Source organism: Pseudarthrobacter sp. PS3-L1, from assembly GCF_030063285.1.
Classification (GTDB): domain Bacteria; phylum Actinomycetota; class Actinomycetes; order Actinomycetales; family Micrococcaceae; genus Arthrobacter.
Window position 1 is genome coordinate 847,851 of the sequence record NZ_JASISU010000001.1, and the last position, 20,487, is coordinate 868,337.

13 protein-coding genes are annotated in these 20,487 nt (G+C 62.5%); 6 read left to right on the forward strand and 7 right to left on the reverse strand.

Features of this window, described 5'->3' with window-relative positions:
* Nucleotides 1–77: 77 nt before the first annotated feature.
* The 3 genes from QMG79_RS03905 to QMG79_RS03915 form a co-directional block, all read right to left on the reverse strand.
* The gene (locus QMG79_RS03905) at nt 78–737 is read right to left on the reverse strand and encodes a Maf family protein (protein ID WP_283537236.1); all 660 of its coding nucleotides are present in this window, start codon (nt 735–737) and stop codon (nt 78–80) included.
* Between the two features lie 9 nt (nt 738–746).
* Nucleotides 747–3,272, reverse strand: a complete 2,526-nt coding sequence (locus QMG79_RS03910) for an MMPL family transporter (RefSeq protein WP_283537237.1) — start codon at nt 3,270–3,272, stop codon at nt 747–749.
* Between the two features lie 90 nt (nt 3,273–3,362).
* Nucleotides 3,363–4,028, reverse strand: coding sequence for a TetR/AcrR family transcriptional regulator (locus QMG79_RS03915; protein WP_283537238.1), 666 nt, complete (start codon nt 4,026–4,028; stop codon nt 3,363–3,365).
* Nucleotides 4,029–4,201: 173 nt separating this feature from the next.
* Here QMG79_RS03915 and QMG79_RS03920 point away from each other — a divergent pair, with 173 nt between their 5' ends.
* Nucleotides 4,202–4,774 carry a hypothetical protein gene (locus tag QMG79_RS03920; protein WP_283537239.1) on the forward strand — a complete coding sequence of 191 codons (573 nt, stop codon included), beginning with the start codon at nt 4,202–4,204 and terminating at the stop codon, nt 4,772–4,774.
* Nucleotides 4,775–4,885: 111 nt separating this feature from the next.
* Here QMG79_RS03920 and QMG79_RS03925 read toward each other — a convergent pair whose 3' ends face one another.
* The 4 genes from QMG79_RS03925 to QMG79_RS03940 form a co-directional block, all read right to left on the reverse strand.
* Entirely contained in the window at nt 4,886–6,355 is a 1,470-nt protein-coding gene (locus QMG79_RS03925) for a dicarboxylate/amino acid:cation symporter (RefSeq protein WP_283537240.1), read from the reverse strand.
* A gap of 228 nt (nt 6,356–6,583) precedes the next feature.
* Nucleotides 6,584–8,269 carry a DUF885 domain-containing protein gene (locus tag QMG79_RS03930; protein ID WP_283537241.1) on the reverse strand — a complete coding sequence of 562 codons (1,686 nt, stop codon included), beginning with the start codon at nt 8,267–8,269 and terminating at the stop codon, nt 6,584–6,586.
* A gap of 22 nt (nt 8,270–8,291) precedes the next feature.
* Complete coding sequence (locus QMG79_RS03935; protein WP_283537242.1) at nt 8,292–8,552, reverse strand: acyl-CoA carboxylase subunit epsilon; 261 nt, start codon at nt 8,550–8,552, stop codon at nt 8,292–8,294.
* Nucleotides 8,549–10,132 (reverse strand): acyl-CoA carboxylase subunit beta, encoded by a 1,584-nt coding sequence (locus tag QMG79_RS03940; RefSeq protein WP_283537243.1) that lies wholly within the window; start codon nt 10,130–10,132, stop codon nt 8,549–8,551. Before QMG79_RS03940 ends, QMG79_RS03935 begins: the two co-directional genes overlap by 4 nt.
* Nucleotides 10,133–10,388: 256 nt before the next feature.
* Here QMG79_RS03940 and QMG79_RS03945 point away from each other — a divergent pair, with 256 nt between their 5' ends.
* The 5 genes from QMG79_RS03945 to QMG79_RS03965 all read left to right on the forward strand — a co-directional run bounded on the left by QMG79_RS03945 (nt 10,389) and on the right by QMG79_RS03965 (nt 20,396).
* The gene (locus QMG79_RS03945; RefSeq protein WP_283537244.1) at nt 10,389–11,279 is read left to right on the forward strand and encodes an SDR family oxidoreductase; all 891 of its coding nucleotides are present in this window, start codon (nt 10,389–10,391) and stop codon (nt 11,277–11,279) included.
* A gap of 19 nt (nt 11,280–11,298) precedes the next feature.
* On the forward strand, nt 11,299–12,279 hold the full coding sequence (locus QMG79_RS03950) for a biotin--[acetyl-CoA-carboxylase] ligase (RefSeq protein ID WP_283537245.1): 981 nt from the start codon (nt 11,299–11,301) through the stop codon (nt 12,277–12,279).
* Nucleotides 12,272–12,862, forward strand: a complete 591-nt coding sequence (locus QMG79_RS03955) for a PH domain-containing protein (RefSeq protein WP_283537246.1) — start codon at nt 12,272–12,274, stop codon at nt 12,860–12,862. Before QMG79_RS03950 ends, QMG79_RS03955 begins: the two co-directional genes overlap by 8 nt.
* On the forward strand, nt 12,859–14,049 hold the full coding sequence (locus tag QMG79_RS03960; protein ID WP_283537247.1) for an adenylate/guanylate cyclase domain-containing protein: 1,191 nt from the start codon (nt 12,859–12,861) through the stop codon (nt 14,047–14,049). The genes QMG79_RS03955 and QMG79_RS03960 overlap by 4 nt, the downstream gene beginning before the upstream one ends.
* A gap of 176 nt (nt 14,050–14,225) precedes the next feature.
* The gene (locus QMG79_RS03965) at nt 14,226–20,396 is read left to right on the forward strand and encodes an Ig-like domain-containing protein (RefSeq protein WP_502934696.1); all 6,171 of its coding nucleotides are present in this window, start codon (nt 14,226–14,228) and stop codon (nt 20,394–20,396) included.
* The last annotated feature ends 91 nt before the right edge of the window (nt 20,397–20,487 follow it).

The window sequence follows — 20,487 nt, forward strand, 5'->3', positions numbered from 1 at the left end:
GCGATTGTGGAGCATCGGCCCATATTGCTTGCTGATTACGTAGCTGGTGCTCGAATCCTTTGTAGGGAAGCTACAAGTCAGGGACTGGGTCGGCCCTGTGCCCAGAGGGAGATGATGGCCACATCTGCCTGGGCCAGCAACCCGCGCAAGGTGGAAATGGACAGGCCGACGACGGCGTGTGGGTCACCGTCGACCTTGCGGATGAACGCGCCACCCAGGCCGTCGATCGTGAAAGAACCTGCACACAGCAGCGGCTCTCCGGTGGCGATGTAGGCGTCGATTTCCGCGGGAGCCATCTCCATGAAGTGCACCTCTGCCGAGGCAACTGCGCCAACGGTGGCCCCGGAACCGCAAGGTTCCGGGGCGCCGTCGGCGGCTGTTGTCCGGTTGTCCACGAGCCAGTGACCGGTATGCAGGACTCCGCGGCTTCCACTCATGCGGGCCATGCGCTCCCTGGCCACATCGGCCGTATACGGTTTCCCGTGGGCCTCGCCATCGAACTCAAACACAGAGTCGCACCCGAGCACCAGGGCGCCTTCGGCTTCGGGCAGTACAGCGACCGCCTCGGCCTTGGCCCGGGCCAGCAGGAGGGCTGTGTCGTGTGGATCCGTTACCCCGTACCTCGCCTGAACAGCTGGCTCGTCGACGTCGGAGACCAGGACGGTGTGTCCAATGCCGGCGTCGGTCAACAGCTTGGTGCGGGCGGGGGACGCAGAGGCCAGGATGAGTCGGGTCACATGTCCAGCCTAGTGGACCGGCTCGGTGCTCTTGGTAGGCGTGCGCTCCAGTTTCTCGAGCTTGGCACCTTCCACGTCCACGTCGGGCAGGATCCGGTTCAGCCACGTGGGCAGCCACCAGGTCTTCTCACCCAGCAGGTACATCACGGCCGGAACAATGGTCATGCGAACCACAAAGGCATCGAGCAGCACCCCGAAAGCCATGGCGAAGCCCAGCGGCCGGACCATCGTCAGGTGGCTGAAGATGAAGCCTGCGAACACGCTGACCATGATGATGGCGGCTGCCGTCACCACAGCGGCTGCGTGCCGGAAACCAATGCGGACAGCATCCCTGGCGGGGGCGCCGTGCATGTAGGCCTCACGCATGCCGGAGGCGATAAAGACCTGGTAGTCCATGGCAAGGCCGAACAGCACGCCGATCAGGATGATGGGCAGGAAGCTCAGGACAGCGCCAGGATTGGCGACGTCGAACACTCCACCGAGCCAGCCCCACTGGTATACGGCGACGACGGCGCCGAACGCGGCTGCAAGGGAGAGTAGGAACCCGCCTGTTGCCAGCAACGGCACCACGATGGAGCGGAAAACCAGCAGCAGCAGGATCAGCGAGAGGCCGACCACGATTGCCAGGTACGGGGGGAGGGCGTCGCCGAGCTTGGTGGAGACGTCAACGTTGCCGGCGGTCTGACCGGTCAGGCCCAGGGTGACGTCATAGTCCGACTGCAGCTGGCCGTTCAGGCCACGCAGTTCGGAGACAACCTTGACGGTGCTGGCGCTGGCAGGTCCCTCTTTGGGGATGACCTGGAAGACTGCCGTGCGGCGGTCGTCACTGAGTCCTACCGGAACGGCTGCCACCACGTTGTCCTGGGCGCGGAGCTGATCTGCAATGTCATACTGCAGCGACTGCGCCTGGGTTTCATCGAGGCCCGCCGGAAATTCGCCGACGGCGATGATGGGTCCGGTGACCCCTTCACCAAAGGCCCTGGCAGTGAGGTCGTAGGCCTGGAAGGCTTCTGACTCGACAGGCTCGCTACCGCCGTCCGGAAGGGCCAGCTGGAGTTGCGTTGCCGGCAGTGCCAGCGTCCCCAGCAGGACAACACCGGCCACGAGGGCTACGACAGGATGCCGCGTGACGATACCGCCCCAGCCGCGCTTGCTGCGTTCCTTGTCCTGGACGTCATCGGACTCTTCGTGGCCGGCTTCGGCATTGTGCTTCTCGGCCTTGGCCCAGGCCCGCTTCGAGATGATCTTGCGACCGATCAGGGAGAGCATGGCCGGTGTGAGGGTGAGTGCCACCATGACGGCCACCGCCACGGTCCCGGCAGCTGCGAGGCCCATCACGGAGAGGAACGGCAGGCCTGGAACCACCAGGGCAGAGAGCGCAATGATGACTGTGAGGCCAGCAAATAGCACCGCGTTGCCCGAGGTTCCGGTAGCACGTGCCACCGATTCCTCCGGATCCATGCCGGTGAGGAGCTGGGTGCGGTGGCGGTTCACGATGAACAGTGAGTAGTCGATGCCTACAGCGAGTCCCAGCATCAGGGCAAGCATGGGAGAGATGGAGCTCATGTCGAAGGCGCCGGACAAGGCGAACGTGATGCCTACGCCTACTCCGACACCCACGATTGCCATCAGGAGCGGCAGTCCTGCGGCCACGAGGGTACCCAGCATGAGGATGAGGACCAGGGCGGCGACAGCGATGCCGATAATTTCTGCAACGCCGAACAGCTCGGAAATGTCCTCGGTGATCTCCTTGCTGGCGTATGCGGTAACGCCAGCCGATGACGTGGCATGCACGATGTCCTGGACCTCCTGGCGGATTTCCGGGGTCAGGCCGTTGATGGAGGTATTAAATTGCACCTGGGCGACGGCCGCCTGCCCGTCTTCAGAGACGAACCTGATGTCAGCGGCAGCTTCTGCCTGACGTTTGCCGAGGGCGGCCTTGGCCTGGTTGGCCGCAAGCTCTGCTGCTCCAGCGTCGAGCTTGGCCTGGCCGTCTGCGAGGGCAGCCTTCTGGGCACCCAGCTGGGCCTCAATCACCTCAGGGGTGGCACCGGATGCAACAAGCTGCTGCTCTGCTGCTGCGAGCTGCGCCTTGCCGGCCTCAAGTTCTGCGCGCGATGCGTCCAGCTGAGCCTGTGCGTCAGCGAGCTGGGCTTCGCCCTCGGTGACGGCCGTAAGTCCCTGGTCTATCTGGGCCTGGGTTGCGAAGGGATCCACAGTGCCGCGGACCTCGGGAATGTCCTTGAGCTTTGTGAGTGCCTCGGCCACGGCGCCCCGGCTGGCATCAGTGAAACCGCCGTCGGGAGCTTCGAAAACAACTGTCGCTGTGCCGCCGGATGCAGAAGGAAGTTCCTTCTGGAGCTTGTCTGCTATCCGCTGGGTTTCGGTTCCGGGGATCTGGAAGTTATTGGAGAGGGTGCCATGGAAAGCGGCAGCGGAACCACCTACGGCGACCAGGATGGCCAGCCACAGGGAGATCACCAGCCAGCGGCGTCGGTAGGAGAATTTGCCGAGCCGGTACAACAGAAGTGCCATGGGGGTGCCGATCTATCTGGTGGGAGCGGAGGAAGTGATCAGGTAAGCGGGGATTCAGGAAAAGGTCGCCTCGGAGCTGGGGCTCCCAGGCTAGGGGAGGGTGGCATGGCGTTCAGGGACGGCAAAGCCGGTGTCCAGAAGGTGCATGGATTCAATCAGCAGGCCACGAAGGGTGGAGAGGGAGTCCCGGGAGAAATCTTTCCCACAGCGGGCAAACCAGACATCCATGGCCGCTTTGCCGCAGGCCATCAGGGATCCACCGAGGGCCCGGACATGCAGATCGTCAAGGGGTTGGGCGTGACCGGTCGCTACCCGCTCTGACACTGCCTGGATAATCTGCTCCGTGCACTGGTCCCAGGCTTCCAGTTCGGTGCGGAGCAGGCCTGGGTGTTCGCTGACAATGCCGAAGAGCTCGGCAAGGGGTGCAATCGTCATCGGGTCTGCCAGGCTCATCAGCGCTGCCTGTGCGGATTCCAGAACCGGTTCTCCTGCCGGGCGGAGCCGGAATTGCTGGAGGACATTGTCCAGGAACCCGATGGTGATGGCCGAGAGCGCATCCTCGGTGCTGCTGAAGTAGTTGAAGAAGGTGCGGCGGGAGATCCCCGCCGCCTGGGCGATGTCCTCGACGGTGAAGTTGCCGGGCCCCTGGACCCGGATGGCCGTCAGGACAGCGGCAGAGATGGCCTGCCGGGTAGCGGCTTTGTTCAGTTCCCGCCGGCTCGGGGCGGGTTGTAGGTCGTCTTCTGGGAGTGTCACACAATTACACTACGTGCAAGTTTGCACTCTGCGCAATGAGTGACACTGTGATTCACAGCTCTCCCATAGGCGGCGGACAGCATGCTGCTACGTAGCGCTGGGACTTTGGTTGTGTCCCGGTGGGGCAGTGCGGGTAACGGAACGTCCCACCACGCCCTGCACCAGGAGAAAAAATGTCCAGTAAGAAGAAAATTGCCCTCGGTCTTTCAGCTGCAGCCCTCGCGGCAGGAGCAGGCCTGGGCATTGCCGGGGCAGCCTCGGCCACTACAGTCCCAGCGCCCGCTCCGTCCTCCAGCGCTAGTGCAGACGCAACCTCCGGTGCCGATGGCCACGGCATGCCTGGGATGGGGAAGGGGCCGCATGGCCACGAAATGGAACACCAGGCCTCTGCCCTGGCAGCGAAGCTGGGAGTTGAGGAAGCACAGGTTACCGAGGCCCTGCAGGCTTTCCGGGAGGTCAACAGGCCTACTGGTTCTGCCGCTGGCAAACCTGCCGGGGGCGCGCGGCCTGACGAGGCAACCCGGGACGCGGCACTCGCGGCGTCCCTTGCAGGCTCGTTGGGTCTTGATGAGTCGCAGGTCAGTGCTGCTCTCGCCGAAGTCCGGACCGAAGCCCAGGTTGAGAGGGCGGGCCAGCTCAGCACCCGGCTCGATCAGGCCGTAACTGACGGCACCCTGACGCAGGCTGAAGCCGATGCTGTCACCAAGGCCGTGGACAATGGCGTTATTGGTGGTGGCGGCCACTAGGCGGCACCGCCACACGCACGAGGTCCCCGGGAAGATTTCCCGGGGACCTCGTGTCTGTGACCTGCTGGCAGGCCGTGTGGCACTGCGTGGTGGGGCGGAGGCCCCTGGCTATCAGGCCCTGTGGCCTGCCAGCGAGCGCTGCGTCTCGCCGACGCTCACGTCGGTTCCTTCTGCGGTGGCATCACCAGCCTGGTCGGCGTCGGAGTCGGCGTCGTCAACAAATGGCGTGCCATTGCGCGGCGCGTTGTACAGAGACTCGTCCAACATGCCCTGACGCTTGGCAACAATGGTGGGAACCAGTGCCTGGCCCGCGACGTTGACGGCCGTCCGGCCCATGTCCAGGATCGGGTCAATGGCCAGGAGCAGTCCGACGCCGGCCAGCGGCAGCCCCAGCGTGGAGAGCGTCAGCGTCAACATGACGACGGCGCCGGTGGTTCCGGCGGTAGCTGCCGAGCCCAAGACCGAGACCAGTGCGATCAGGACGTACTGGGTGAAGTCGAGCTGGATACCGAAGAACTGGGCCACGAAGATTGCCGAAATGGCGGGGTAGATTGCGGCGCAGCCATCCATCTTGGTGGTGGCTCCCAGCGGAACGGCGAAGGAAGCGTAGGCGCGGGGGACGCCCAGGCTGCGCTCAGCGACGCGTTGGGTCAGGGGCAGGGTGCCCACGGATGAGCGTGAGACGAAGCCAAGCTGGACGGCTGGCCATACACCGGAGAAGTACTGCTTGATCGAGAGCCCGTGCGAACGGATGAGGATGGGATAGACAACAAACAGGACCAGGGCAAGGCCTACATAGATCGCAATGGCGAACTTGCCCAGTGAACCGATGGTGTCCCAGCCGTAGATGGCGACGGCGTTGCCGATCAGGCCGATGGTGCCCAGTGGTGCAAGACGGATGATCCACCAGAGGACCTTCTGAATGACCGCCAGTGCGGAGGCGTTGAGGTTGAGGAACGGCTCGGCGGCTTTGCCAACCTTCAGTGCTGCCACACCGACCGCAATAGCGATGACCAGGATCTGCAGGACGTTGAAACTGACTGACGTGGCAACCGTGGTGGCCGCATCAGCGCCCTCCGTCACCGTGGAACTTGAGCCGAGACCCAGGAAGTTTTTGGGGATGAGGCCGGTCAGGAAGGACCACCAGTCGCCGGACTTGCCGTCGTACCGGGCTTCCTGGGTGATGCCGGTGTTGGCGCCGGGCTGCAGCAGCACCCCAAGGCCGATCCCGATCAGCACGGCGATCAGCGAGGTGATCGCGAACCACAGCAGGGTGTTCCAGGCCAGCCGCGCAGCGTTGGAGACCTGGCGCAGGTTCGAGATCGAACTGACGACGGCAGTGAAAACCAGGGGGATCACTGCCGTCTGCAGCAGCGAAACGTAGCTTGAGCCGATGGTCTGCAGCGTCGTTCCGAGGGCGTTGGGATCGTCCTTGGTGCTGCCGGTGTACTTGGCCAGCAGGCCAAGTCCCAGGCCCACGATCAGTGCGGCGATAATCTGGACGCCGAACGATCCAGCCCATTTGGGTAGCCGGAATCCGGACTTTTCTTGAGAAGAGGGGGTGCTTGTTTGAGTGCTCACCTAAACACGCTAGGCAGCACAGCCCTACCATCACGAACGCATGTTGAGAAATGTTACGCGAGGCTTCTTCATGAAAAGTGGCGGGTGCGCCCTGTTGAGGCGCCATCAGTGCCATGTGTGAAGTTATTCCCGGCCGGCATGTAACAAAGGTCTCGCCCTGGAACGTGCTGGAGCTGTCGAGCCGGCCATGCAGGGTATGGCGCGCGTGGCTCTATGGCACACGCACCCTCAGCCCAGGAGCGCCCGCTTCAGGGCGTCCAAGCCTACGGAGCCGACGTTGAGCGCACGGGTGTGAAAGTCCTTGAGGTCAAAATGTGGCCGGGATTCGAGTTCGGTGCGGATGTCTTCCCAGAGGCGTTGGCCCACCTTGTAGGACGGTGCCTGGCCAGGCCAGCCCAGGTACCGGGTGAATTCGAAACTCAGCTGTCCCTCGCTGATGGGCAGATTGGCCCGGAGGAATTCCAGACCTTTCTCCGGGGTCCAGTTCCCTGTTCCCCAGGCCGTGGGGATCTCCAGCTCCAGGTGGACGCCGATATCGAAGACCACCCGGGCCGCACGCATTCGCTGCATGTCAAGCATGCCCATCAGATCCCCAGGATCGGAGAAATAACCCAACTCCTGCATGAGCTTTTCTGCGTAGAGCGCCCAGCCCTCGCCGTGACCTGAGGTCCAGCAGACGTTGCGGCGCCATCGATTGAGCAGATCCCGGCGATAGGTGGCTGTCCCTACCTGCAGGTGGTGCCCCGGGACGCCCTCGTGAAAAACCGTGGTGGTCTCGGACCAGGTGGTGAAGGTGTCCTCACCCGGGGGGACGGACCACCACATGCGGCCTGGCCGGCTGAAATCATCCGACGGTCCGGTGTAATAGATGCCGCCTTCCTGCGTAGGTGCAATCCGGCATTCAAGGGTCTTCATGACCTCGGGAATCTCGAAGTGCACATCCGCCAGTTCCTTGACTGCACGGTCAGAGAGTTCCTGCATCCAGGCCTGGAGGGCCGCTGTGCCCCGGAGCTGGCGCGCAGGATCACTGTCCAGGATTTGCTTGGCCTCGGCTACCGTGGCGCCGGGCCGGATCTGCTCCGCTACGGCTTCCTGCTCTGTGATGAGGCGCTGGAGTTCCGCCACGCCCCAGCTGTACGTTTCTGCAAGATCCACCGTGGCACCCAGGAAATTGCGCGATGCCAAGGCGTAGCGCTCGGCCCCCACAGCGTCTTTTTCGGGGGCAAAAGGCAGCAACTCGGTGCGGAGGAACGCAGCGAAAGCAGCGTAGGCGGCGCTGGCGGCGGCAGTTCCGGCGTCGAGCTTTTCCTGCAGTTCTTCCGTGAGCGGAGCACCCCCAACAGTGGCGTCGGCGGCGAGCTTGGCAAAGAAGCCATCGCTGGCGCCGTACGCACTGGTCTGGTCCATCACAATCCGCACCTGACGGGCGGCGGATACTTTTCCAGCGTCCCGGGCGGCGAGCAACGATTCCCGGTAACCGCTCAGTGCGGTGCCGACATTGAACGCACGGCCAGCCAGATGCTCCCAGTGCTCGGGAGTTTCCGCGGGCATCAGGTCAAAAATTGCCCGAATGTCCTGGGCGGGAGACGCAATATTGTTCAGTTCTGCCGCATCCCAGCCGGAAGCATGGATCTCAAGTCCGAGCCCCAATCGTTCCTGCATGGCGTCCAGGGTGAGCTCATCGACGTCGTCCACCGGCCGGGCCGCTGCCAGCTCAGCGAGCGTTTCCCGTGCAGCAGCAGCAAAGGCGGCCGCACCTGCCGGGGAATAGTCCTGGTATTCCGTCTCGTGGCCAGCGATACCCAGCTCCGTGGCGAAGGCTGGGTTCAGCCGGATCAGGACGTCTGTGTACCTGTTGGCAATATGGTCGATGGCTGTGGTGGGACGAGTGGGACTGCTGGTCTGGTTGCTCACCCCACGAGGATAGCGGCCCAGCTCAACCCTGGCTGCGCCGCCACGCCCCGGGGCCGGGTGTCGGTGCAAGGCGGAGCTGCTGCCGGCGGACCCAGTACCCGGTGCTGCGGCGCTGGGGTGCCGCTTCTGCGGCACCGCTGAGGGACAGCACGACGGCGGTCAGCGCCGCAAGGTCCTCGGGTGTCGGTTCTCCCTTGACCACCGAGAACAGGGGTGCTGGTGCGTCTGCATCCGATGCGACCTTGGCTGAGCCCGCTGGATCAGCTGCTGCTCCAGTGCTCACAGGGGGATGTTTCCGTGCTTTTTGGCTGGCAGTGAAGCGCGTTTGTCGCGCAAGACGCGCAGGCCCCTCATGATCTTGGCACGGGTTTCCGAGGGTGCAATAACCGCGTCCACGTAGCCCAGTTCGGCAGCCTGGTAGGGGTTCAGGAGCTCTTCTTCGTACTGCTGGACTACTTCTGCGCGGCGTGCCTCGACATCGCCACCCGCCTGGGCAACGGCAGCCAAATCACGGCGGTACAGGATGTTGACGGCGCCCTGTGCACCCATGACCCCGATCTGGGCGGTGGGCCAGGCCAGGTTAAGGTCAGCGCCCAGTTTCTTGGACCCCATGACGATGTATGCCCCGCCATAAGCCTTCCGGGTGATGACTGTGACTTTGGGGACTGTTGCTTCGGCGTAGGCGTAAAGAAGTTTGGCGCCACGGCGGATGATGCCCTGGAATTCCTGGTCCTTGCCCGGCAGGAAACCGGGCACATCCACCAGGGTGATGATGGGGACGTTGAACGCATCGCAGTGGCGGACAAAACGGGCTGCTTTTTCAGATGCGGCAATGTCCAGCGTGCCGGCAAACTGAATGGGCTGGTTGGCGACGATGCCAACCGTGTGGCCCTCCACCCGGCCGTAGCCAATGATGACGTTGGGAGCGTACAGCGACTGCATCTCCAGGAAATGTGCGTCGTCCACGAGCTGCTCGATCAGCACCCGCATGTCGTATGGCTGGTTGGCCGAGTCTGGGATGAGGGTATCCAGCGCCAGGTCGTCGTCATTGACCTCAAGGTCCTGGTCGTGCTCTGCCACGGGTGCTTCGGAGAGGTTGTTTGACGGCAGGAAGTCCAATAGTTCGCGGACGAACTCAAGAGCATCCGCCTCGTCCTGGGCCAGGTAGGTGGAGGTTCCGGTGGTGGAGTTGTGCTGCCGTGCGCCACCGAGGGTTTCCATGTCCACGTCCTCTCCCGTGACTGTCTTGATGACGTCGGGGCCAGTGATGAACATGTGGGATGTCTTGTCCACCATGACCACGTAGTCCGTCAGTGCAGGGGAGTAGGCCGCCCCGCCAGCGGACGGGCCCATAATGACGGAAATTTGCGGGACAACGCCCGATGCATGGACGTTGTTGCGGAAAATGTCGGCGAACATGGCCAGCGATGCCACGCCCTCCTGGATCCGGGCTCCGCCACCGTCCAGGATGCCGACCACGGGGCAGCCGTTGCGGAGCGCAAATTCCTGGACCTTGACGATTTTTTCACCGTTGACCTGGCTGAGGGAACCGCCATAGACGGAAAAGTCCTGGCTGTAGACCGCCACCGGCCGGCCGTCGACTGTGCCGTAGCCGGAGACGAGGCCATCACCCAGGGGTTTTTTGGCTGCCATGCCGAAAGCTGTTGAACGGTGGACGGCCAACGCATCAAATTCCACGAAGGAGCCTTCGTCCAGAAGGAGGTTGATGCGCTCGCGGGCAGTATTTTTCCCGCGGGCATGCTGTTTTTCCACTGCCTCGGGTCCGGAGGGTAGTTCGGCGCGCGCCTGGCGGTCGCGGAAGTCTGCAATTTTTCCCGCAGTCGTACTCAGGTCGTGGCTCATTAATTGTCTCCGGCTCTGTAGCTGTTGTGCGCTGGTGTCCAGCCCGCAGCGCTGCTGCAGGCAGCCCGCCTGCAGCTCCTACTGCCAACACCGGCGTTGCAGTGTTGGAGCAGTCGAACAGACGGGACGGGCTCTGGAGGCCAGTCTAGTAAGGCATTTTGCCGGAACCGCTGTAGAAAACCTACAAGTTTCTGGGTGTTGCCCGAGCTGGCCGCTATATTACTGACGAGTAACAAGCATCCGATACAGTGGTGCCATGACTGCTGGCAATGATGCTGTACGTAATGGCCCAACGCCCTACCAGGCCACAGGTTCGCTGGCGGGGAAGACCATTTTGATGTCCGGTGGAAGCCGCGGAATCGGATTGGCCATTGCCCTGCGCGCAGCCCGTGACGGCGCGAACATCGCGATGCTTGCCAAGACGGGGTCCCCGCACGCAAAGCTGGACGGTACTGTCTACAGCGCCGCGGAGGCAGTGGAAGCAGCCGGCGGCAGCGCTCTTCCGCTGGTCGGTGATGTGCGGAACGACAGTGATGTGGCCGGTGCCGTGGCAGCCACCAGTGAGCGTTTTGGCGGGATCGACATTGTCCTCAACAACGCCTCGGCAATCGACTTGTCCAGCACGGAAGCCTTGGACATGAAGCGCTATGACCTCATGCAGGACATCAACGTGCGCGGCACTTTCCTGCTCTCCAAACTTGCGCTCCCCGCGTTACGAGAGAGCGCAGCCGCCCACATCCTGACGCTCTCGCCCCCGCTCAACCTGGATCCCCGGTGGGCCGGGATGCACCTCGCCTACACCATGGCCAAGTATGGAATGAGCCTGACCACGCTGGGCCTGGCGGAAGAGTTGCGGGACACCAGCATCAGCGTGAATTCGCTCTGGCCCTGCACACTCATCGATACCGCAGCCATCAGGGCAATGCCCGGTGGCGGAACGTTGGTGCAGTCCGCACGGGGACCGGAAATCATGGCTGACGCTGCACATGCACTTCTCACAGGTAGCGCCGCCCCGTTTTTGCCGGCCGGACCCAGTGGAAACTTCGTAACGGACGAACAGGTCCTCGCCGCTGTAGGCATCAAGGATTTTGCTCCCTACAGCCTTGGCGCCGCCGAAGATGCGCTGGTCCCGGACATCTTCCTCTAGTACTCGCTAGGATTCAGGTATGGATGCAGCACCTGAAGCCGGAGATGACCACGCCGGTTCCAGCGAACCGGAAAGCGGGAATAACCGCCCACCCCTGCGTATCCAGGAGCTTACCGCCCAGGACTTCCTGTCAGCGGCAGGTATTCCACGCCTCGATGTTGTAGCCCAGACCGGTTCGACAAACGCAGATCTGCTCCGCAACCTCAGGCTTGAACCTGCCCAGTGGCCGGATCTGGCAGTGCTGACCACAGAGCACCAGACTGCGGGCCGGGGAAGGCTGGAGCGCCAGTGGGAAGCGCCGCCAAGAAGCTCGCTGGCCGTCTCGATCGTCCTGCGTCCGGTCACGGCCAGGGGCCTGCCAGTCCCCACCCGAAGCTATGCCTGGCTCTCGCTGCTAGCCGCGTTGGCCCTTCGCGAATCTCTCCTGCAGGTCGAAGGTATCCCCGCAGAACTCAAGTGGCCCAATGACGTCCTGGTCAGGGGAAAGAAGATTTCCGGAATCCTGGCGCAACTGACAACCATGGCGGATGGTGCGGCGCCCGCCGTCGTTCTGGGAACTGGCATCAATGTGAGTCTGGAGGCCTCGGAGTTGCCAGTGGCCACCGCCACGTCCGTTGTGGTTGAACGTGGTGCCACCCATGCCCCTTCGGCCGGAGCCATGATCACGCCTGACCGAACGAAGCTGCTGAAAAGCTTCCTCACCAATTTTTCCAGTCTTTACCGGGCCTTCTGCAACGCCGACGGCGATCCTTCCGTTTCGCTGCTCGGCGGCGGTTCCCTGCACCATCGCGCAGAGGCGGTGATGGTCACGCTGGGTCGTGAAATCCGTGTGCAACTTCCTGGCGGGACAGACCTGATTGGCCGTGCTGAGCACCTTGATGCAGATGGTTCACTCATGGTCGTTTCCGCTGACGGAGATACTCACACCGTTACGGCCGGGGACGTCATCCACGTGCGGCCATGGTCTACTCAGCGCGGCATGGAGACAGGCTATGCGTAAGGACCTCGTGGCGGGGGAGCAAGTGATTGTGGTGACCCGGCCCCAACCACGCAGTCTTGCCGTGCCAGCTCTCCTCTTCATCCTCGCACCCGCTCTGGCGGCATTTGCAAGTGCCTGGACGCTGCGCGGTGGAGCCGCCAGCGTCATTCCAGGGTTCTCGGAAGACTGGAACGGATGGCTGGTGGCTGGCTACCTGGTGCTTGCCGGGTGGATCCTCCTTGGGTTCTGCCTGCCACGGCTGATTCGCTGGAATTCCATTCGCTACATCCTGACCAGCCTGCGTGTGATGCGCCGCGATGGCCTGGTCCGGCGCAGGGATCGCCAGATCTCGCTGGGTGCAGTCAGTAACGTCCTGCTCAGCCAGTCGCTGGTGCAACGCGGTCTCCGGTCAGGGACGATATCCTTGGAATCCGGCCATGAGGGTTCACTGACGTTGGTGGATGTTCCTGAAGTGGCCAAATTCCGTGAGTTTGCCATGGAGGCCATGAGCAAGCTTCCCGACGGCGGGACGCGGGGCACCGCACAGCAACACGCTGTGGTGCATGGCCCAGGCATGAACAGCGAGAGAAGGTGGAGAGCATGAGCGACACGGACACAGGTACTCAAGACAGCGCACCACTGAGCGCTCCAGCTGAGTCCGCGTCCGCACCTGACTCAGTGGCACCCGCCGTTCTGGTCGAGCCCCCTATCCCAACTCCTCCTCCGGCGACGTCGTCCATGGCAACGCTGACGCCAGAACGCCTGGCCGCCAAGGCCCTGGAAGCCAGGCTGCTGGGCGGCGAGCGCAAACTACGGCGCCGCGAAGTCGCTGCTGGCGCAGGGCTATCGCTGCTCTCGGCCAGGAAACTTTGGCGCGCCCTGGGGTTTCCCAACTACAGCGACGAGGACGTTGCGTTCACGGAGCGTGACCAGGAGGCGTTGGGAACTGTGGTGGATCTGGTCCGCACGGAAATGCTGACGGAAGAGGCTGCCATCTCAGTGACCCGGGCAATTGGCCAGATGACGGACCGCATGGTGGTCTGGCAGATTGAAGCCCTGATTGAGGACATGGTCCATGAGCAGGGGGTCACTGATGCAGTGGCCCGGAAGCAGCTTGTCAACGATCTCCCAGCCCTGGTTGATGCGCTCCAGGACATGCTTGTGTACTCGTGGCGCCGCCAACTGAACGCTGGCGTGCAGCGGCTTGCGGTCCGCGCCGAAGCAGGGCTGCAGGCCAGCGAAGAGGGCCGCGAGGGTGATGAGGACGATGCTCCGTTGCCGCTGGCTCGGGCTGTCGGCTTTGCTGACCTTGTCTCCTACACCAGCCTCTCGAGGCGCATGAATGAAAAGACCTTGGCACGCCTGGTCCAGCGTTTCGAGAACAAGTGCGCTGAGATCATCTCCGTGGGTGGTGGGCGCCTGGTCAAGACTGTGGGTGACGAGGTGCTCTACATCGCAGAGACGCCTGCTGCGGGAGCCGAGATTTCCCTGGCGCTCGCCCAGGCGTTTACCGACGATGAGATTCTGCCAGAGGCGCGCGTGGCCATGGTGTGGGGCCGGGTCCTTTCCCGGCTCGGTGACATCTACGGCCCAACAGTCAACCTGGCCGCACGGCTAACCAGCCTCGCGGATCCTGGAACAGTCCTTATTGACTCCATGACGGCTGCGGCGTTGCACCAGGACGAGCGGTTTGTGCTGGAACCGCTGCCTGCCGAAAATGTGCGTGGGTTTGGCGAGATCCTGCCGGTCCGCCTGGTGCGTGGCCTGGGCAAGGGCCTGATCCTCGACTGATCCGCTGTGAATGCGGCGCAGCTGCTGTCTCGCCAGCCAAGATCGCAGTGGTCAGCACTGTTTGTCCAGTTGTTTGTCCAGTTGTTTGTCTAACGGGATAGAGTTGTGTCCGGGCCTAGTCGCCAACCACCACCTGGCCTTCAGCCGATACTTTCCTGGGAGCACACCGCATGAAAATGCCCGCTATGTCGCGCCGCAAAGGCCGCACCGGCGACCAGGGTTCAGCGCCCTCCTCCAGACGCGTCCCCTCCTGGCTGACCCCTGCCGCTTTTGTGGGTGTGGTGGGTTTTTTGGTGGCTGGTGCTGTGTTGTATCCGGGGTTCAGGTCCGCTGAGGTGGAGTTGAATGATGGGGGTGTGTGGGTGGTGTCGAAGTCGAAGAATGCTGTGGGGCGGTTGAATTATCCGTCGCGGGTGTTGGATGGGGCGGTGACTCCGGCGTCGACGTCCTTTGATGTGTTGCAGAGTGGTGGGGATGTTTTTGTTGATGATGGTTCTGGTTCGACGTTGAATCAGGTTTCGTCGGCGCAGATGAGTTTGGGTGGGGATCAGCAGTTGCCGTCGTCGTCGTCGGTGAGTTTTGGTTCGGATGTTCTTTCTGTCAGTGATGCGGTGTCGGGGAAGGTGTGGGCGGTGCGGGCGTCGTCCGTGTCGGGGTTTGATGAGGAGTCTTCGGAGCCGGTGGTGGAGGCTTCGGCGGGTGTGGTTTCTGTGGTTGGTGTTGATGATTCGGTGTATTCGGTGGATCCGGGTGCTGGGTCGGTGACGCGCACTGTGGTTGATGGCAGTGGTGTGGTGGTTTCTTCTGATGTGCAGGTGTGGGATGCGTTGAAGGGGGTTTCGGATGTGCAGGTTTCTGTTGTGGGGGATAGTCCTGTTGTTTTTGAGGCGTTGACGGGGCGGTTGTTTTTGGCGGGGGGCAGGGTTGTTGATGTTCCGCAGGGTCGTGATGGGAAGCTTCAGGGGGCTGGGCCGGAGAGTGGTTTTGTTGCGGTGGGGACTACTCGTGCGTTGGTGAAGGTTTCGTTGGATGGTTCTGGTGTTGTGTCGGTGGGGTTTGGGGGTGAGGGTGTTCCTGCGGCGCCTGTGCAGTTGGGTGGGTGTGTGCATGGGGCGTGGTCTGGGGCGAATAAGTATGTTCGGGATTGTGGTGATGATGCCGATGATAAGAGTGTTGATGTTCCGAAGGCGAGTGCGTCGCCGTCGTATGTTTTTCGGGTGAATCGGGATGTGGTGGTCCTCAATGATGTGAATTCGGGGAATGTGTGGCTGGTGAACCAGAACATGCAGCTCGTAAATAACTGGGACGAGGTCATTCCACCCAAGGAAACGTCCGACGACGCCGAAAAAGACTCAGCGGACGAAGTCCAGCAAACGATTCTGCCGGACCGCACCAAACCAAACAGTCCGCCGGTCACGAAACCTGACACGTTTGGTGTTCGCGCGGGCAAAACGACGATCCTGCCGGTCCTGGACAACGACACGGACCCGGACGGTGACATCCTCACCGTCCGGCAACCTGGGCAGATCCGCTCCGGAACGCTGTCCACGATTTACGGTGACACTGGTTTCCAGGTGGAAGTGCCAGCTGATAAGACTGGCAGTGATTCATTCGAGTACACAGTTGATGATGGCCGTGGACTGTCCTCTTCCGGGACTGTCGAGCTCAAAATTGTGCCGCCCAGCGAGAACACCGCGCCCGTGCAGAAACCCAGCCGGGACACCACCCTGGTGGTTCAGCAGGGTAAATCGGTGACGCAGAACATCCTCCCGTCCTGGATCGATCCGGACGGTGACGACCTATTTGCTGTCGCCGCCTCCAGCCCCGACGGTCTCGACCAGGTCCGCATCCGTCCGGACGGGCAGCTGACCTTCCAGGACTCCGGGACTGTCCCCGGCCGGAAAATCCTCACGGTGGGTATCTCGGATGGACAGGCCACCACCGAAGGCCAGATTACGGTGGACGTCCGAGCTGCAGGAGCGCTGCCACCTATCGCAACGGCCGATCACGTAGTTGCCGTGGCTGGAGTCGAGACGGTAATTTCCCCGCTCAAGAATGACCTCGATCCGCAGGGAGGAGCCCTGCGGCTGGCACAGGCAACCTCTGATGGGCAATCGACGGTGACCATCGGCGCCGACCAGCAGACGTTCACCTTTGCCTCTGATGCCCAGGGCACCCACTATGTTGAATACCTGGGGACCAACGGCCCTGCCAGCGCCCAGCAACTGGTGCGTGTCGACGTCGTCGCAGGAAACAGCGAGGGAGCCCCCGTTGCGGTGCGCGATATTGCCCTGCTGCCCACGGGCGGCAACGTCCTGGTCGATGTCCTCGGTAACGACTCCGACCCATCTGGCGGTGTCCTGGTGGTGCAGTCGGTGACAGCGGATTCCTCGTTGCCCGTGAGCGTGTCGGTGGTGGACCATTCGGTGGTCCGCATCACCGATGTCCGTGCAGAAGGCCAGCTGACCATGAAGTACACCATCTCCAACGGCAGGGCCTCGGCGGTAGGGGAGCTCGCAATCGTCGTGGTACCGGCTCCCACCAAACTGCAGGCTCCGCAAGCCAAACCCGATGAGGCCATTGTGCGAGCTGGTGATGTTGTTACGATCCCGGTGCTGGACAATGACGCAGACCCCAATGGTGGAAACCTGACGCTGCTCCCCGAACTCGCCCAGCAGCCGGCGGACGGTGACGGACGGATGTTCGTTGCCGGCGACCACGTACGTTTCATTGCAGGTGAGTCAGCAAAAACTGTCTATGCCATCTACAAGGTCCAGAATGAGTCCGGACAGGTGGACTCACAGCAGGTCACTATCAGGATCCTGGCGCGCGACGACGCAAGCAACGCGCGCCCGGAGCCCAGGAACCTGACGGGTCGCGTGGTTTCCGGCATGGGCGTCAAGATTCCGGTTCCCCTGGATGGCATTGATCCAGACGGTGACTCTGTGCAGCTGATTGGGATTGACAAGGCCGCAGCCCGTGGCACGGCGGTGGTGCGCGATGGGTATCTTGAGTACACGGCGGCTGGAAATGGTGCCGGTACAGATACTTTTACCTACCGGGTCCGTGACCGCATTGGCGCGGAGAACACTGGCACGGTGATTGTTGGCGTAGCACCGCCCGAGGCGCTCAATCAGAAACCCATTGCTGTTGACGACGCGGTGGATGTCCGGCCCGGTCGGAACGTCGCAGTGGAAGCGCTGGCCAACGATTCAGACCCTGACGGAGATCCTATTTCCCTGCTGGTGGACGGTTTCGAAGCAAAACCGGAACTCGGGGTAGACGTGGTTGACGGGGCGAAGGTGCTCTTCACCGCTCCGGAGGCAGCTGGTTATGAGTCCATCCGCTACCAGATCCAGGACGACAAAAAAGCCCAGGGGAGCGCCGTAGTCCGGATTCGGGTCAGCCCGGATGCCGAGCTGAAGCGGCCCGAAGCCAAGGACGATAGGGTCACCCTTGCGGAGACCCTCGGTAAGAGTGCCGTTGATGTTCCCGTGCTCAAGAACGACTCAGACGCAGATGGTGTTGCCGCCGAGCTCTCCATCTCGCTTCCGGAAGCCAACACCAATGCGCGCGTGGGTACGGCAGGGAACATCCTGGTGGATCTCACTCCTGAGGATCAGCTCATCCCTTACACAGTGACAGACGCCGATGGCCTGAATTCAACAGCCATTATGTGGATCCCGGGTCAGGGTGCGCAGTATCCCACGCTCTCAAACACCGAAACCGTCGAGGTCATGGCTGGAAAGGACGTCACGCTCAGTCTCTCTGACTACGTCCGTGTCCGGGATGGCAGAAAGCCGCGGATCACGGTTGCCGACTCCGTCACGGTGCTGGGAGGATCCCCTGACAGCGTCATCACCGGCGAGGGCGACGGTCTTCGCTACGCGGCCCAGGCAGGTTACGCCGGGCCTGGCTCCATCACGTTTGAGGTCACTGACGGCAACGGCCCCGATGACGCCGAAGGGCTCAAATCCACCCTGGTGATCATGACCAGAGTGATCCCCGACCCTGCGGAAGCCAACACGCCACCAACGTTCCGCGGCGCCTCAGTGGATATTCCAAAGACGGAGGAGGCCAGGCTGGATCTGGCTCCGCTGGCGGCTGACGTGGATGAACGCGACAAGAACAGCCTTAGCTTCGAACTGGACCAGACGTTGCCACCGGGCTTCACTGCTCGACTCGATGGCACGGTGCTCACCCTGGGTGCAGAGAACTCTGTGGGCGTTGGCGTCAGTGGCGCCCTGCAGGTCCGGGTGACTGACGGCCGATCACCGGCCGTCTCCGCGACAATCCAGGTCCGTCAGGTTGCGTCCAACCGACCCATGCCGGTAGCCAACGACGATGTCCTGGACAGGGCGAATGCCGGCAAGACCGAGACCGTCAACGTGCTGGGTAACGATTTCAACCCCTTTGCCGACACTCCGCTGCGCATTGTGGGTGCCAGCGTGGAAACGGGCGAGGCTCAGGGGCAGCCCGTGGTCGAAGGTGATTCCATCACCGTCACGCCAGCTGAAGGATCCAAGGGTGTTCTGGTGGTCCGCTACACGGTGGCAGACAAGACAGGTGATCTTTCACGCCAGGTTGACGGCCGGTTGCGCCTTACCGTGCGCGACGCTCCCGATGCGCCGTCTGCGCCGACGGCAACGGATGTCCGCAGTCGCACGGCTGTGCTCAAGTGGGCGCCGCCGTCGGATAACGGTGCTCCGATCACCAAGTACACTGTCGCATCAAACAACGGGTTCACGCAGGACTGCGACACCACCACATGTACCCTCAACGGGCTCACCAACAATGTGAAGTATGTCTTCACCGTGACCGCAACAAACGAGGTGGGCGAATCCCCCGTATCGTCAGCCTCCAACGAGATCAGGCCGGATGAGAAGCCCTCGCCGCCCCAGGCCCCCAACGTCAAAGCCGGTGACGGGGACATGGCGATCTCCTGGCCAGCCGCCACGACCGAGGGTTCACCGGTGAAATCCTACAATCTAGAGATTTCCCCGCCGCCGTCATCTGGTGTTGCGGTAAAGAGTGACATTGCAGGCCTCACCTATACCTGGCAAGGCCTGACCAACGGCGTGAAGTACAAAGTCCGTGCGCAGGCCGTAAATGAGCTGGGGCCCTCTGAATGGGGCACCTACTCGGTAGAGGACAACCCAGCAGGGGTCCCGGCTGCACCGGCTGCTCCAGCGACGTCCGTGGCCGCATCCGTCGGTAGCTCCAACCAGCTCCAGGTTTCCTGGGACCAGCCCACCACCAATGGCGATCCCATCAGAAACTACTACGTCACGATGAGTGGAGGCAGCGGTGGACCCCAGACGCAGGTGGTCCCCGGATCTGTCCGTTCCGCTGTCTTCACCGCCACCAACTCCGAAGCGGCCTACACGTTTACTGTGCAGGCCGACAACAAGGCAGGCAAGGGGGCCGTCAGCAACGCTTCGGCGCCACGGCGCGCCACCGGAAAGCTGGGCCAGGTAACGGGTGTCTCAGCGACTCCTGCCAACACAGATGCTGCTGGGCGCCAGATCGCTGTGACCTTCAACAATCTTTCTGCGGCGCAGCGCAATGGCTCTTCTCCCGGTGAAATCAGCTACCGGTACAACGCCGGTGGAAAGTCAGGCCCGGTCAGCAGCGGTGACGTCATCGGCGGATTGACCAATGGCAAGGCTGTCAGCGTCACCATCACGGCTGTTTCGAGCGTGGCACCGAGTGCCGACGCCAGTGCACCCTCGGCCGTAACACCGTTCGGCTCGCCGGGTACGCCCGCGGCCTCGGGCACCGATGGTGCCACCAATGATCAGAGCGTGGGCTTCACCTGGTCATCGCCGGCCACGTCCACCAATGACGTGGCCACCACCAAAATCAAGATTGATGGCGGGGCCTGGGAAGCTGTCGCCGCGTCCGGGTCTCGGACCATTAACACCGGCGGCTGGCAGGTCTCCCGAACCATCTCGGTGCAGACGTTCAATTCACTGGGTACTGGGAGCGCTGTGACAACGGCGACAGCGACCTCTGGCAAGCAGGGGTCGTGGGAAACCAGGATCAAAACTTCCGACCCGAAATTTGAGAGAACCTGCACCTACACCCAGGGCGGCTCAAATTACCGTCCCACGCCTGACTTTGACTGTGACGGTGTCAACAGCAACAATCCGCCCTGGTTCTACAAGAGCAGCCAGGACTTGATTGTCGTGCAGTGCTACATCGACCAGGATGACAACTGGTCGGGCTTGGGCGTTGTTCGATGGTGGCGCGTCGAACCCGGCTCGGCCCGCAACGTGGGGCGGTACGTCATTGCAGGGCACACCACGTTGCCTGACCCTGCAGGTCTTGGTGCGCCGAGGTGCTGAGTGAAGCGGAGTGTGCCTTTGACCAGTGAGTTTATAAATTTGTTGGTGAATTCGGCTATAGTCGATCGCGGCTCAGATGGGCGAGGGTAGG

Excerpts from the sequence above, each read along its gene's own strand:
- QMG79_RS03955 (WP_283537246.1), top strand. The coding sequence starts at position 12,272 with ATGCGTAAGGACCTCGTGGCGGGGGAGCAAGTGATTGTGGTGACCCGG.
- QMG79_RS03965 (WP_502934696.1), top strand. The coding sequence starts at position 14,226 with ATGCCCGCTATGTCGCGCCGCAAAGGCCGCACCGGCGACCAGGGTTCA.
- QMG79_RS03910 (WP_283537237.1), bottom strand. The coding sequence starts at position 3,272 with ATGGCACTTCTGTTGTACCGGCTCGGCAAATTCTCCTACCGACGCCGC.
- QMG79_RS03960 (WP_283537247.1), top strand. The coding sequence starts at position 12,859 with ATGAGCGACACGGACACAGGTACTCAAGACAGCGCACCACTGAGCGCT.
- QMG79_RS03940 (WP_283537243.1), bottom strand. The coding sequence starts at position 10,132 with ATGAGCCACGACCTGAGTACGACTGCGGGAAAAATTGCAGACTTCCGC.
- QMG79_RS03920 (WP_283537239.1), top strand. The coding sequence starts at position 4,202 with ATGTCCAGTAAGAAGAAAATTGCCCTCGGTCTTTCAGCTGCAGCCCTC.
- QMG79_RS03945 (WP_283537244.1), top strand. The coding sequence starts at position 10,389 with ATGACTGCTGGCAATGATGCTGTACGTAATGGCCCAACGCCCTACCAG.
- QMG79_RS03950 (WP_283537245.1), top strand. The coding sequence starts at position 11,299 with ATGGATGCAGCACCTGAAGCCGGAGATGACCACGCCGGTTCCAGCGAA.